General features: G+C 66.1%; 11 protein-coding genes. 4 read left to right on the forward strand and 7 right to left on the reverse strand.

Annotation, left to right across the window (positions count from 1 at the left end; all coding sequences use genetic code 11):
- Positions 1-2 precede the first annotated feature (2 nt).
- Complete coding sequence (locus tag ACFOPH_RS04955) at positions 3-2348, forward strand: DNA internalization-related competence protein ComEC/Rec2 (RefSeq protein WP_379733918.1); 2346 nt, start codon at positions 3-5, stop codon at positions 2346-2348.
- 12 nt (positions 2349-2360) lie between these two features.
- On the opposite strand, the gene ACFOPH_RS04960 is transcribed toward ACFOPH_RS04955, so the two are convergent.
- The 3 genes from ACFOPH_RS04960 to ACFOPH_RS04970 form a co-directional block, all read right to left on the reverse strand.
- The gene (locus ACFOPH_RS04960; RefSeq protein ID WP_379733920.1) at positions 2361-3899 is read right to left on the reverse strand and encodes an ATP-binding protein; all 1539 of its coding nucleotides are present in this window, start codon (positions 3897-3899) and stop codon (positions 2361-2363) included.
- An 8-nt stretch (positions 3900-3907) separates the two neighbouring features.
- Positions 3908-4597, reverse strand: a complete 690-nt coding sequence (locus tag ACFOPH_RS04965) for a response regulator (RefSeq protein ID WP_379733922.1) — start codon at positions 4595-4597, stop codon at positions 3908-3910.
- Between the two features lie 770 nt (positions 4598-5367).
- Positions 5368-5856 (reverse strand): hypothetical protein, encoded by a 489-nt coding sequence (locus ACFOPH_RS04970; RefSeq protein ID WP_312552489.1) that lies wholly within the window; start codon positions 5854-5856, stop codon positions 5368-5370.
- Positions 5857-6227: 371 nt separating this feature from the next.
- Here ACFOPH_RS04970 and ACFOPH_RS04975 point away from each other — a divergent pair, with 371 nt between their 5' ends.
- Genes ACFOPH_RS04975 through ACFOPH_RS04985 form a run of 3 tightly spaced genes read left to right on the forward strand, consistent with a single transcriptional unit; the run spans position 6228 to position 8392 of the window.
- Positions 6228-7073 carry an alpha/beta hydrolase gene (locus ACFOPH_RS04975; protein ID WP_312552487.1) on the forward strand — a complete coding sequence of 282 codons (846 nt, stop codon included), beginning with the start codon at positions 6228-6230 and terminating at the stop codon, positions 7071-7073.
- A 35-nt stretch (positions 7074-7108) separates the two neighbouring features.
- A complete protein-coding gene (dcd, locus tag ACFOPH_RS04980) occupies positions 7109-7675 on the forward strand; it encodes a dCTP deaminase (RefSeq protein ID WP_312552485.1) in 567 nt (188 codons plus the stop codon).
- Between the two features lie 54 nt (positions 7676-7729).
- Positions 7730-8392 (forward strand): cation transporter, encoded by a 663-nt coding sequence (locus ACFOPH_RS04985; protein WP_312552483.1) that lies wholly within the window; start codon positions 7730-7732, stop codon positions 8390-8392.
- Positions 8393-8599: 207 nt separating this feature from the next.
- Here the strand turns inward: ACFOPH_RS04985 and ACFOPH_RS04990 are convergent, their stop codons facing one another.
- The 4 genes from ACFOPH_RS04990 to thyA form a co-directional block, all read right to left on the reverse strand.
- Positions 8600-10855, reverse strand: coding sequence for an arginine/lysine/ornithine decarboxylase (locus tag ACFOPH_RS04990; protein WP_312552481.1), 2256 nt, complete (start codon positions 10853-10855; stop codon positions 8600-8602).
- Positions 10856-11210: 355 nt separating this feature from the next.
- Positions 11211-11702: a dihydrofolate reductase gene (locus tag ACFOPH_RS04995; protein ID WP_312552480.1), complete on the reverse strand. Its 492-nt coding sequence runs from the start codon at positions 11700-11702 to the stop codon at positions 11211-11213.
- Positions 11703-11830: 128 nt separating this feature from the next.
- The gene (locus ACFOPH_RS05000; RefSeq protein ID WP_379733926.1) at positions 11831-12499 is read right to left on the reverse strand and encodes an MOSC domain-containing protein; all 669 of its coding nucleotides are present in this window, start codon (positions 12497-12499) and stop codon (positions 11831-11833) included.
- Positions 12500-12510: 11 nt separating this feature from the next.
- The gene (gene thyA / locus ACFOPH_RS05005; protein ID WP_312552289.1) at positions 12511-13305 is read right to left on the reverse strand and encodes a thymidylate synthase; all 795 of its coding nucleotides are present in this window, start codon (positions 13303-13305) and stop codon (positions 12511-12513) included.
- Between the last annotated feature and the right edge of the window lie 9 nt (positions 13306-13314).

Genomic DNA, 13314 nt, shown 5'->3' on the forward strand with positions numbered 1-13314 from the left:
TCATGCGCTGCGCCATCCTCGGCTTCGTCTTGGGCGCAGCCTTCCTCCAGGCGCGCCCCGCGCTCCCCGACCCCTGGCACCTGCTGGCCTGCGCCCTGGCCGCGCTGGTCCTCCTGCTCGCCCTACGCGGCCCGGCACGCGCGGCGCTGGCCGGCAGCCTGCTCGGCTTCTGCTGGGCCGCGACGCTCGCCCATGCCGCGCTGTCGCAGGAACTCGCCAAGCGGGACGAGGGCCGCGACATCGCGCTCGTCGGCACCGTCGCCAAGCTGCCGCACGACTTCGGCGAGGGCGTGCGCTTCCAGTTCGCGGTCGAGCAGGTCCTGGACGCTGCCGCGCGGGTCCCGGACACGCTGGCCCTGTCCTGGTACGGCCGCGGCGAAGCGGTACAGGTGCGTCCCGGCGAACGCTGGCGCCTGACGGTGCGTCTGCAGCGCCCGCATGGTAACGCCAACCCCCACGGTTTCGACTACGAAGCCTGGCTGCTGGGGCAGGGCGTGCGCGCCACCGGCTATGTGCGGGCCAGTCCGGACAACCGGCGGTTTGATGCCTTCGTGTTCAGGCCCGGCCACCTCGTCGAGCGCTGCCGCGACCTGCTGCGCGCGCGCATCCTCGACGCGCTGGCCGGCAAGCCGTATGCCGGCGTGATCGTGGCGCTGGTGATCGGCGACCAGCGCGGCATCGAGCAGGCCGACTGGGACGTGTTCAACCGCACCGGCGTCAGCCACCTGGTAGCCATCTCCGGCCTGCACATCACGATGATCGCGGGGCTGGCCGCGCTCGCGGCGTCCAGCCTGTGGCGCCGCTCCTTCTTCACCGATGCCCAGCTGCCGCTGCTGCTGCCGGCGCAGAAGGTGGCGGCGCTGGCCGGCGCGGGGACCGCGCTGCTGTACGTGCTGCTCGCGGGCTTCGGCGTGCCGGCTCAGCGCACGCTCTACATGCTGGCGGTGGTCGCGCTTGCCTTGTGGTGCGGGCGCCTGGCCAGCGTGTCGCATGTGCTCTGCCTGGCGCTCGGGCTGGTGATCGTGCTCGACCCGTGGGCGCTGCTGTGGCCGGGCTTCTGGCTGTCGTTCGGCGCCGTCGGCGTGATCCTGTACGCGGGCGTCGGGCGGGTCGGGATGGAAGCGCCCGGCTGGCGTGGCGCGCTGCGCGCCGCCGCGCGGACCCAATATGCGGTCACGCTCGGGCTGGTGCCGTTGACCCTGCTGCTGTTCTCGCAGGTGTCGCTGATCGGTCCGCTGGCGAACGCGGTGGCGATTCCGGTGGTGAGCTTCGTCGTCACGCCGCTGGCGCTGCTGGGCAGCCTGCTGCCGGCGCCGTTCTCAAGCCCCGTACTTGTCCTGGCCCATCTGGCCGTCGACTGGCTGGCCGCGGCGCTGGGCTGGCTGGCGACGCTGCCGCTGGCCGTGTGGAGCGCACCGCAGCCGCCGCCCTGGCTGTTCCTGCTCGCACTGTTCGGCACCGCCTGGATGCTGGCGCCGCGCGGCTGGCCGCAGCGCTGGGTCGGCGCCGTGTCCTGGCTGCCGCTGTTCGCGTTGCTGCCAACGCATCCGCCGGCCGGCACGTTCACCGTCACTGCCTTCGATGTCGGCCAGGGCATGGCGCTGCTGGTCGAAACGCACCGGCATCGCCTGCTGTACGACACCGGCCCACAGTACGCGGCGACGCAGAACGGCGCCACCCGGGTGCTGCTGCCTTACCTGCGCGCGCGCGGGATCGGGCGGCTCGACGGCATGGTCGTCACGCACAGCGACACCGACCATGCCGGCGGCGCGCAGACCATGCTGGAGGCGGTGGACGTCGGCTGGATGGCCAGTTCGCTGGGCTCCGGCCACCCGGCGGTGCGCAAGGCGGCGGCGCGGCACCGGCGCTGCGAAGCGGGCCAGCGCTGGGACTGGGACGGCGTCGCCTTCGAGATGCTGCAGCCGAGCGCCGCCAGCTACGCCGACGCGGCGTTGAAGCCGAACGGGCGCAGCTGCACCCTGCGTATCTCGGCGCGGGGCCGCGCCATCCTGCTGGCGGCCGACATCGAGGCGGCCCAGGAAGCGGCCTTACTGCGATCCGCGCCGGACAGCCTGCGCGCCGACGTGCTGCTGGCGCCGCACCATGGCAGCGGCACTTCGTCGACGCCGGCTTTCCTGGCGGCCGTGAACCCATCGATCGGTGTGTTCCAGGTGGGGCATCGCAATCGCTACCGCCACCCGAAAAAAGAGGTATTCGAGCGGTATGGCCAGTTGGGTATCCGCCGCCTGCGCACCGACGAATCGGGCGCAATCCAGTTCGAGTTCGGCGAGACCATCGCGTTCAGCGAGTACCGGCGCGAACGGCGCCGCTACTGGCAGGACCGTTGACAGACCCTCAGGCTAGCGCGCCAGCGGCAGCGTGATCGCCACGTGCAGCCCGCCGCCGTCGCGGTTGCGCGCGACGATCGCGCCGCCGTGGGCGTGCACCACGCGCTCGGCGATCGCCAGGCCCAGGCCATGGCCGTCGACGTTGTTCTTCACCGGATTGGCGCGGTAGAAGGGGCGGAAAATGATCGGCAGGTCGGCATCGGGCACGCCCGGCCCGCGGTCCAGGACGTCGACGTGGACGGTCTGGGCATCGGCCCGCAGCTGTAGCTCGACCTTCCCGGCCGCACCATCGGCCGCACCATCGGCAGCGCCGTGCTTGACGGCGTTGCGCACCACGTTCTCGACCGCGCGCCACAGCAGGTCGGGCGCACCGCGCACGCAGACCTGGCGCTCGCTCTCGATCTCGCTCTCGATCTCGACCTTGACCTCGATGGCGGGGCCGTCCTGGCCGGTCTCGAAGCGGGCGTCGGCGGCGATGCCGTCGACCAGCTCCTGCATGTCGATCAGCTCGTGCTTTGGCAGGTCCGGATTGGCATCGAGGCGCGACAGCGTCAGCAGTTCGCCGACCAGCTTGTCCATGCGTACGCTCTCGCGTTCGATGCGCGCGAGCGAAGTGGCGATCTTGTCCGGCTGCTGGTGCGCCAGGCCGATCGCGGCCTGCAGGCGCGCCAGCGGCGAGCGCAGCTCGTGCGAGACGTCGTGCAGCAGGCGGCGCTGGCCATCCATCAGGGCGCGCAGGCGGGCGCTCATGCGGTCGAAGTCGCGTCCCAGGTCGTTCAGTTCGTCGCCGCCGAGTTTGCCGTCGGCGAAGCGCGGCGCGAGGTCGCCGGCGGCGGCGGCCTCGAAGGCGCCGCGCAGGGCGCGGATCGGGCGCGCGAAGTACCAGGCGAGCAGGGCGGCGAACAGCAGGCTGACGACGATGGTGGCGACCAGCGGGATCGGGCGGGTCAGCGGCCAGCCAGGGCCGAAGAGGCCGCGCGCGCCGTCGCCGCGCCCGAATCGGGGATGTTCGCTTGCACGTTCGCCCGGACTGGGTGGTCCCTCCGCGCGCCGGCCATCCGCGCCGCCCGCGGCACCGTGCGAACCCCGCGCGTCCGCCACCTGGGCGGCCGTGAGCGTGTCGCCGGCGGCGTTGCGGTAGATGCGCGGCACGAACAGCAGCAGCTGCTGGCCGTCGGGGGCCTTCAGCATGCGCACCGGCCGGTAAGGACGGTCCGAGCGCAGTTCGCGCTGCGCCTGTTCGCGCATGCTGGCGGTCACCTTGCGCCCGAGCAGTTCGCGGCCGTTGCGGTCGACGGCGTAGACAGAATGCCGGCCCTTGTGCGCGTTGATTTCGCGCAGGGCGGGGATGCCGCCGTATTTCAGCGCGACGGCGGCCGAGTCGAGCATGAAGCCGGCCGGCGGCCCGGTCTCGATGACGGTGACGGCGCTTGACACGCGCGCCTGCTCGCGCAGCCAGAACACGCTGCCGATGCCGACCGCGGCCGCGATCTGGGCCAGCAGGATCGACAGGAAGAACTTCCAGAACAGGCGGCGGCCCGGACGTGCCATGGGTGCTTTCAATCGCGGATCAACTGGTAGCCGAGGCGGTACACCGTCTGCAGCGGCGAGCGGCCGTCGTCCAGGGTGCCGAGCTTGTGGCGCAGGCTGCTCAGGTGCACATCGATGTTGCGGTCGAAGCGCGCCAGCGGGCGTCCCAGGCCCTGTTCCGACAGCTCGTTCTTGCTCACCGGGCGCCCGGCATGACGCGCCAGCACCTCGAGCAGGTTGAATTCTGTGCTGGTCAGTTCCAGCGGCTGCTTGTCCCAGGTGGCGCGGCGCTGCTCGGGGAGCATGGTGAGCTTGCCCACCGAGAGCACGGCGCCGTTGCCGGCGCCCGGCGCGGCTTGCTGGGTGCGGCGCAGGATGGCGCGCACGCGCGCGGTCAGTTCGCGTGGGGTGCAGGGCTTGGTGACGTAGTCGTCGGCGCCCAGTTCGAGGCCGAGGATGCGGTCGGCGTCGTCGCCGCGGCCGGTCAGCATCAGGACCGGAATCCGGCTTTGCGCGCGGATGCGGCGCAAAGTGTCGATGCCGTTCAGCGCCGGCATCATCACGTCGAGGATGGCGATGGCGTAGCGCCCGGACAGCGCTTCGCGCGCGCCGGATTCGCCATCGTGCGCGCAGGCCACGGTGAAACCTTCCTGCTCCAGGTATTCGGTAAACATGCCGACCAGTTCGGCGTCGTCGTCGATTAACAGTACGTGGTTCATCCGAAGGATGATAACAAAGCGGGCGCCGCGCTGGCTCCCGGCCGGCGTGGTTTTACCCAGCTTTACATCGGGCTCGCCGTTAGTAACCGCCCCGTCGTTTCGGTCACCAGCGTCGTTCCTGGGTTCCGGCCATACATGCCAGGAATCGATATTTATCCGATTGGATTTGTGTCCTGCCTGCGGGCTGGATTTCCCAAGCCAGGGTCATCACCTCATTGCCATTTCCAGACCAACCGCAAGGAATCGCTATATGGCTTCCAGAAAACAGATGCTGAGGTCGTAATTTACTGGTACTGAAAGCTGAGTCGTCAGCGTTGATTCCAGATTTTGTCCAAGCGGCTTTTGCAACCGTGCTTGAAAGCCTCTTGCGAGTGCCGACTAAGAGGAAAATAGCAGCCGCCTCGGGATGAGCGGTCTTGTATGCGCACAACTTCGCAAGATCGCGTTCAACAGCTTCCTCGGTGAGCTGGTCTTCGGCGAGCAGCGTTTTCAGTTCAAAAAATCCCCAAGGTTAGCCACCGATGCAGTCAATGATTACATCGGGGATACAGCCTCCCAGTATCGGATGGTCTAGGGCTTTCTTGTTGTTCCTGATTAAGTCAGGGGACGGTAAATGCGATGACAGAAGTCTCACAATCAACTTTTGAACCACGGCCTCTGCCTGATGCGCATCTTTCGAACCACCAACCAAACCGTTCGATGCAATGACCTGGTGCGGGAGCTGCGTGTTGATGATGTTGAGCAGGCGAGGGTCGTAAGAGAGCAGGCGTCTACGAAACATATTGCAGGCGTTCGTTCTCAACTTCAAGGAATTCGACTTCTACGGCGCATTCCGCTGCAGCGACCTCTTTGGATACATAATTCCATACAGGGTGGAGGCCGCTGTCGAAGGCGACGAGGGCGAATGATCCTGCGGGAGCGAGCCCGGCCCCTGGTGGATAGTGTTCTACCCACACCGTGCGTCGGACGATCTGTTCAATGAACTCGTCGCGACTGGTGCGAAATCGCCACCAGGGTCTTGCCGCGATCAGGTGATCCAACCCGAAATCTTTTTGTAACTGTTCAATGGTGGACACCAGGATTGCTTCAACAGCATTAGTAACCGACGTGCCGTAGTAGTCGAGAAGTTGGCTGCAGAGTACGACTATTCCATCCGGCCTTACGCGTACTCGCAAAAAGCACGTGCCTTGTGAGCCGAATCCCGCAAATTTGAAACGCGGATATTCCTGGTCAATCGTTTTCGCTTTGCTTTTCTTCATTTGGTCCGCTTTTCGTATATTTTCAGCGATTCATGCCGCCTAATTGAGCTGGATTTTCGCACATTTACCAAACGTAATTCTTTTTGGCGTGGCAGGCGTCCATCATGTACTGAGCAGCTTGTACGACAGGAAAGCGCCACAGTGGAATGCGGGCAGTGGCCACGGTCCTTGCACATGGCGCAAACGAAGCGGACGCAAAGCCCTGCGCATCATACTGGTATCCGCAGCCCGGGAGTATGGGCAAGTGCTGCGGGCTCGGCCTTGTAGGGTTTCCCTACCCTTATGTAGGGGTTTCCCTCTAAACGGAGAACGCACGGGAGCTTGTCACATTACAATCGGAACCTTATTCGTTTCGTGTGTACCGTGCTTTCATGTCCAAACCCCTGCTGCACTTCTGCCACGGCAACAGCTTCCCCTCGGGCACCTACCGCCAGCTGCTCGACGGCCTGGCCGTCCACTACGACGTCCACATGACCGACATGGTCGGGCACGACCCGCGCTATCCGGTGGGCGACGGCTGGGACGGGCTGGTGGACGAGCTGGTCGCGCAGCTCGAGCAATACGGCCGGCCGGCGATCCTGGTCGGCCACTCCCTCGGCGGCATGCTCAGCACCATGGCGGCAGAGCGCCGTCCGGAACTGGCGCGCTGCGTGGTCATGCTCGATTCGCCGGTGGTGGCGGGCTGGCGCGCCTTCCTCTGGCGCCTGGTGAAACTGCTGGGCAAGGGCTCCAAGTTCTCGCCGGCACGCTTCTCCGAGCGCCGGCGCAACGTCTGGCCCAGCCGCGAGGCGGCCTACCAGCACTTCATCGCGAAGGACATCTTCGCCGCCTGGGCGCCGGGCGTGCTGGACGACTACCTGGACGTGGGCCTGAAGCCCCACCCGGACGGCGTGCAGCTGCGTTTCGACCGCGCCGTCGAGACCCGGATCTACAACTCGCTGCCGCACCACATGGGCGAAGTGATCCGCCACGATTTCCCGGTGCCGGTCGGTTTCATCGGCGCCGACCGCTCGGAAGAGCTGCGCCAGGCGGGACTTGCATCCACGCGCAAGCTGGTCGGCGCGAACTTCGTCATGACCGAAGGCTCGCACCTGTACCCGATGGAACACCCGGCGCGCGCGGCGCAACTGACGCATGAAATGATCCAGCGCCTGCTGGCCCGGGCGGCTGATCAAAACGGCATCGAGAACCAGGACCGGCGCGGGCTTTTCGCGTAAAATCGCGGGATTTTCCGCATTCCCGAAAGAGCAGCATGGCAATCAAGAGCGACAAATGGATCCGCCGCATGGCGCAGGAAACCGGCATGATCGAACCCTTCGAGCCGGGCCAGGTCCGCGAGGCGGACGGCCGCCGCATCATCTCCTACGGCACCTCGTCGTATGGCTACGATATCCGCTGCGCCGACGAGTTCAAGGTCTTCACCAACATCAACAGCACCATCGTCGACCCGAAGAATTTCGACGAGAAGTCGTTTGTCGACGTGAAGAGCGACGTCTGCATCATCCCGCCGAATTCCTTCGCGCTGGCGCGCACCATGGAATACTTCCGCATTCCGCGCAACGTACTGACCGTCTGCCTGGGCAAGTCGACCTACGCGCGCTGCGGCATCATCGTCAACGTGACCCCGTTCGAACCCGAGTGGGAAGGTTACGTGACGCTGGAGTTTTCGAACACCACCCCGCTGCCGGCCAAGATCTACGCCGGCGAGGGCTGCGCCCAGGTGCTTTTCTTCGAGTCCGACGAGGTCTGCGAGACCTCCTACAAGGACCGCGGCGGCAAATACCAGGGCCAGCACGGCGTGACGCTGCCGAAGACCTGATACGGTTTTCGGCATCACCCTGTCAAATCCGTATCATGTCGGCGAGGCATAGCGATGGCTGACTGCTGTGGCGGCGGCTGCTCCAGCGGCAAGCCGCCGGTCGATCCGCGCTACCGGCGCGTGCTCTGGATCGCGTTGGTGGTCAACGCGTCGATGTTCGGCGTCGAACTGGCCGGCGGCTGGGCCGCCGGTTCGGTCTCGCTGCTGGCCGACGCGGTCGACTTCTTCGGCGATGCCGCCAACTACGGCATCTCCCTGTTCGTCCTCGGCCTGGCGCCGATCTGGCGCGCGCGCACCGCGCTGGTGAAGGGCGCGACCATGGGCGCCTACGGCGCCTTCGTGATCGGCTCGGCGCTGTGGCACCTGGCGTCCGGCGTCGTGCCCGAAGCGCAGACCATGGGCGTCATCGGCGTCGCGGCGCTGGCGGCGAACGCCCTCGTGGCCGCGCTCCTGTTCGCCTTCAGGAATGGCGACGCCAACATGCGCTCGGTGTGGCTATGCACGCGCAACGACATGATCGGGAATGTCGCCGTCTTGCTGGCGGCGCTCGGCGTCTGGCGGGCTGGCAGCGGCTTGCCGGACCTGTTCGTGGCCGCCGTGATGGGCTTCCTGGGCCTGAGCGCTGCGCACAGCGTGATCAGGCAGGCGCGTGCAGAGATGAGGACTTCGCCAGCTCCAGCGACGCCAGCCCCGATCGTCGAGTTGAAGCGGCGCTGAGTAGGATGGGCACTTGTGCCCTTGCGGTCTCGCAGCGCGCGTTTTCGTGGTGCGTCAGCCTCCCTTCGTTCGTACACTGTCGTTTTGTTCAGATGGTGCGATCTGCACCGGTACCATACCGCGTGGGCACGAGTGCCCACCCTACGAAAAGCGTCAGCCAAAAAAAGAGGAGCCAGCGGCTCCTCTTTGCACATCTCAGGCGACGATTCAGTCCTGCTTCACGCAGTCCACGAAGTAGCCCAGCTTGCCGTCGATCTCGCGCTTCACCAGCCCGTGGACGTCGGTCTCGAAGCCCGGGAAGCGCTCGTTGAAGTCGCGTGCGAAGCGCAGGTAGTCGACGATGGTCTTGTTGAAGCGCTCGCCCGGGATCAGGAGCGGAATGCCCGGCGGGTAAGGCGTCAGCAGGATCGCGGTGGTGCGGCCTTCGAGTTCCTCGATGGCGACGCGCTCGATGTCGCGGCGCGCCATCTTGGCAAAGGCGTCCGACGGCTTCATTGCCGGCACCATGTCCGACAGGTACATCTCGGTGGTCAGGCGCGCCACGTCGTACTGCTTGTAGAAGGTGTGGATCTGCGTGCACAGGTCGCGCAGGCCGCGCTCTTCGTAGCGCGGGTTGGCCGAGGCGAACTGCGGCATCACCTGCCACATCGGCTTGTTGCGGTCGTAGTCGTCCTTGAACTGCTGCAGCGCCGTCACCAGCGTGTTCCAGCGGCCCTTGGTGATGCCGATCGTGAACATGATGAAGAACGAGTACAGGCCGCACTTCTCGATGATGACGCCGTGCTCGGCCAGGTATTTGGTCACGATCGAGGCCGGGATGCCGGTCTCGCCGAACTGGCCGTCCAGCGACAGGCCGGGCGTCACGATGGTCGACTTGATCGGGTCGAGCATGTTGAAGCCCTCGGCCAGGTTGCCGAAGCCGTGCCAGTCGTCTTCGGCATGGATCATCCAGTCTTCCTGGGTGCCGATGCCTTCTTCACCCTTGACGTCCGGGCCCCAGACCTTGAACCACCAGTCGTCGCCATATTCGGCGTCGACCTTCTTCATGGCGCGGCGGAAGTCCAGCGCTTCCAGGATCGATTCCTCGACCAGGGCGGTGCCGCCCGGCGCTTCCATCATGGCCGCGGCGACGTCGCAGGAAGCGATGATCGAGTACTGCGGCGAGGTCGAGGTGTGCATCAGGAAGGCTTCGTTGAAGGCGTCCTGGTCGAGCTTGACCGATTCCGACTCGCGCACCAGTACCTGCGAAGCCTGCGACAGGCCGGCCAGCAGTTTATGGGTCGACTGGGTCGAGAAGATCATCGACTGCTTGGCGCGCGGGCGGTCGCGGCCGATCGCGTGCATGTTCTTGTAGAAGTCGTGGAAGGTCGCGTGCGGCAGCCAGGCTTCGTCGAAGTGCAGGGTGTCGATGCGGCCGTCGAGCATTTCGCGCAGGGTTTCCACGTTGTACACCACGCCGTCGTAGGTCGACTGGGTGATGGTCAGGATGCGCGGCTTCTTGTCCTTGGCTTCGCGCGCGAACGGGTTCGCCTCGATCTTGCGGGCGATCGATTCGGGCGTGAACTCTTCCAGCGGGATCGGTCCGATGATGCCGAGGTTGTTCCGGGTCGGCATCAGGAACACGGGGATCGCGCCGCACATGATGATCGAGTGCAGGATCGACTTGTGGCAGTTACGGTCGACCACGACGATGTCGCCCGGTGCGACGGTCGAGTGCCAGACCATCTTATTTGAGGTCGAGGTGCCGTTGGTGACGAAGTAGCAGTGGTCGGCGCTGTAGATGCGCGCGGCATTGCGCTCGGATTTCGCCACGGGGCCGGTGTGGTCGAGCAGCTGGCCGAGTTCCTCGACCGCGTTGCAGACGTCGGCGCGCAGCATGTTCTCGCCGAAGAACTGGTGGAACATCTGGCCGATCGGGCTTTTCAGGAAGGCGACGCCGCCCGAGTGGCCCGGGCAGTGCCAGGAGTAGGAGCCGTCGTAGGCGTAGTTGACCAGCGCGCGGAAGAAGGGCGGCGCCAGGCTGTCCAGGTAGGCTTTCGCTTCGCGGATGATGTGGCGCGCGACGAACTCCGGCGTGTCCTCGAACATGTGGATGAAGCCGTGCAGCTCCTTCAGGATGTCGTTCGGGATGTGGCGCGAGGTGCGGGTTTCGCCGTAGATGTAGATCGGGATGTTCGAATTCTTGTGGCGGATCTCCTGCACGAAGGCGCGCAGGCCCGTCAGGGCGAAATCGGTTTCCTCGAGCGAGCCGCCGCCGAATTCCTCGTCGTCGATCGACAGCACGAAGGCCGAGGCGCGCGACTGCTGCTGGGCGAACTGCGACAGGTCGCCGTAGCTGGTCAGGCCCAGCACCTCCATGCCTTCTTTTTCCATCGCCGCGGCGAGCGCGCGAATACCGAGACCGGAAGTGTTCTCGGAACGGAAATCCTCGTCAATGATGACGATAGGGAAACGAAATTTCATCGACAGCTCCAAAGCGAAGCGCCGTGTGGGCAGCCGCGTCCGGTTGACGCGGCCCGCTCACACGGCACCGTAAAATTAAGAAGCGGATTTTCGCAGAAATTCCGCTGTCCGGTGAACATTTTTTTGTTAGGGTAACCAGATGCGTCCAGCCATGGCGCACTCTAGCAGAACGGGATGCGTGGCCTCCACCATCCTGCCGAAGGGCCTAGGGTGGACGGCTCCACCCGCATGGCCGATCCGATGCGGTTTGTGCGCCGCCCACGCGTTCAACCAGCAGGAAATCCGTCGCGCGGTTTCACGTGGTAGTTGAACGCGTGGGCGGCGGAGAAGCTGCGTCAAGCCCGCCTACGCCGGTTCAGCCGCCCACCCTACGTTCGTAGGTCACGTAATCGAAATCGAAGCCCTGGGTCTCGGAACGATGACGCTCGCGCGCCGTCTCCTGCCACACTTGTGGGTCGATCGCCGGGAAGAAGGTGTCGCAATCGAAGGTGCGCGCGATCTCGGTGACGATCAGGCGGCCGGCCTTGTCCATTGCCGCGCTGAAGATCTGGGCGCCGCCGATGATGCTCGCTTCCTCGTCGCCGAGCAGGGCAATGGCGGCATCGAGCGAGGTCACGGCTTCCACGCCTTCGTGGCGCCAGTCCGCGTTGCGCGTCACGACGATGTTGCGCCGCCCGGGCAGGGGCCGGCCGATCGAATCGAAGGTCTTGCGGCCCATGACGATCGGACGGCCCAGCGTCACGCGCTTGAAGTGCGCCAGGTCTTCCGGCAGGTGCCAGGGCAGCTGGTTGTCGATGCCGATGCCGCGCGCGGCGTCGATGGCCACCACCATGGTCAGGCGGGTCATCGGGCCACCGCCGGCGTTCGCGGGGAGATTCGGTAAGAGGCGCGCATATCGGTATCCTTGTTGCTTGGCTAATCAGAGTCGGCAGATGGTGTCCCGGCGGGGCCGTCCTGTCAAGTTTGCGTCGCCCGTCAGGCGAACGCGAACAGGCCGCTGCCATCCCAGCGCCGCGCCGTGCTGGCCGAGCGAGCCGTGACGGCCTTGGCCGCATAATGCGGTCCGAGCCGGGCGAGCAGGCGCGGAAAGGCGCGGCAGTAGCTCGACTGGATGCCCGCGAGCTGCGCCAGTTGCCGGTACTCGACGACCGCGTCGTCCGGCGCCGCGTCGAGCACGCGGCGGACCCGTTCGCGCCAGTCGTCCGGCCAGGCCGGCATCCGCACGCCCAGGTCGCGCACCGTGTCGCCGCGATGAACGAAGCCGCCGCGCAGGACGCGCGCCAGCATGCCGCGCCGCGCGCCGATGCGGCGCGCCAGGCCCGGCCGCAGGGCGTCGAGCTGGCCGCAGGCTTCGCATTGGAACATCAGGCGTACCTGCACCTCGCTGCCGATGTGCAGCACCGTCCCGGAGGCGAGCGAGGCCGTGTCGAGGTCGAGCAGCAGGTTTTCGCGTAGCGCATGCGGCGGCAGCGAGAAATCCTGGTAAGCCGCCGCGCCGACCAGCAGCAGCTGGCGCGGCGACTGCTCGCCGGCGTGGACGTCGCCGGCAAGGCCGAAGCCCGCGATGGCGCGGGCGCTGTCCACGGCCTCGCGGCGCGGGGAGCCGGCGGCGCGCAGCGCCAGGCCCTTGAGCGCGCCGCTCACGGGATGGCTGCCTACACCGCCACCGGCGCCTTGATCGCCGGGTGCGACTGGTAATCGACGATCTCGAAGTCCTCGAAACGGTAGTCGAACAGCGAGTCCGGCTTGCGCTTGATGACCAGTTTCGGCAGCGGCAGCGGCTCGCGCGAGAGCTGCAGTGCGGCCTGCTCCAGGTGGTTCGAGTACAGGTGGCAGTCGCCGCCGGTCCAGACGAAGTCGCCGACTTCCAGGCCGGCCTGCTGGGCCATCATGTGGGTCAGCAGCGCGTAGGAGGCGATGTTGAAGGGCACGCCGAGGAAGATGTCGGCGCTGCGCTGGTAGAGCTGGCAGGAGAGCTTGCCGTCGGCGACGTAGAACTGGAACAGGGCGTGGCAGGGCGGCAGCTTCATCTGCGGCACGTCGGCCACGTTCCAGGCCGAGACGATCATGCGGCGCGAGTCCGGGGTGTTCCTGATCTGCGCCATGACCTGGCTGATCTGGTCGATGTGCTCGCCGCTCGGAGTCGGCCAGTTGCGCCACTGGTAGCCGTAGATGGGGCCGAGGTCGCCGTTGGTGTCGGCCCATTCGTCCCAGATCGAGACGCCGTTTTCCTTCAGGTAGCCGATGTTGGTCGAGCCCTGGAGGAACCAGATCAGTTCATGGATGATCGACTTCAGGTGCACCTTCTTGGTGGTCACCAGCGGAAAACCTTCCTGCAGGTCGAAGCGCATCTGGTGGCCGAACACGGAGAGCGTGCCCGTCCCGGTGCGGTCGGTCTTGAGCGCGCCGTGCTCTTTCACATGGCGCATGAAGTCGAGGTATTGGCGCATTGTGGTCCT

Origin of the sequence: Massilia haematophila, from assembly GCF_042647645.1 — a bacterium.
GTDB lineage: Bacteria > Pseudomonadota > Gammaproteobacteria > Burkholderiales > Burkholderiaceae_D > Telluria > Telluria haematophila.

Coding starts and splice junctions, on each gene's coding strand:
- ACFOPH_RS04955 (WP_379733918.1), top strand. CDS start 3: ATGCGCTGCGCCATCCTCGGCTTCGTCTTGGGCGCAGCCTTCCTCCAG.
- ACFOPH_RS04960 (WP_379733920.1), bottom strand. CDS start 3,899: ATGGCACGTCCGGGCCGCCGCCTGTTCTGGAAGTTCTTCCTGTCGATC.
- ACFOPH_RS04965 (WP_379733922.1), bottom strand. CDS start 4,597: ATGAACCACGTACTGTTAATCGACGACGACGCCGAACTGGTCGGCATG.
- ACFOPH_RS04970 (WP_312552489.1), bottom strand. CDS start 5,856: ATGAAGAAAAGCAAAGCGAAAACGATTGACCAGGAATATCCGCGTTTC.
- ACFOPH_RS04975 (WP_312552487.1), top strand. CDS start 6,228: ATGTCCAAACCCCTGCTGCACTTCTGCCACGGCAACAGCTTCCCCTCG.
- dcd (WP_312552485.1), top strand. CDS start 7,109: ATGGCAATCAAGAGCGACAAATGGATCCGCCGCATGGCGCAGGAAACC.
- ACFOPH_RS04985 (WP_312552483.1), top strand. CDS start 7,730: ATGGCTGACTGCTGTGGCGGCGGCTGCTCCAGCGGCAAGCCGCCGGTC.
- ACFOPH_RS04990 (WP_312552481.1), bottom strand. CDS start 10,855: ATGAAATTTCGTTTCCCTATCGTCATCATTGACGAGGATTTCCGTTCC.
- ACFOPH_RS04995 (WP_312552480.1), bottom strand. CDS start 11,702: ATGACCCGCCTGACCATGGTGGTGGCCATCGACGCCGCGCGCGGCATC.
- thyA (WP_312552289.1), bottom strand. CDS start 13,305: ATGCGCCAATACCTCGACTTCATGCGCCATGTGAAAGAGCACGGCGCG.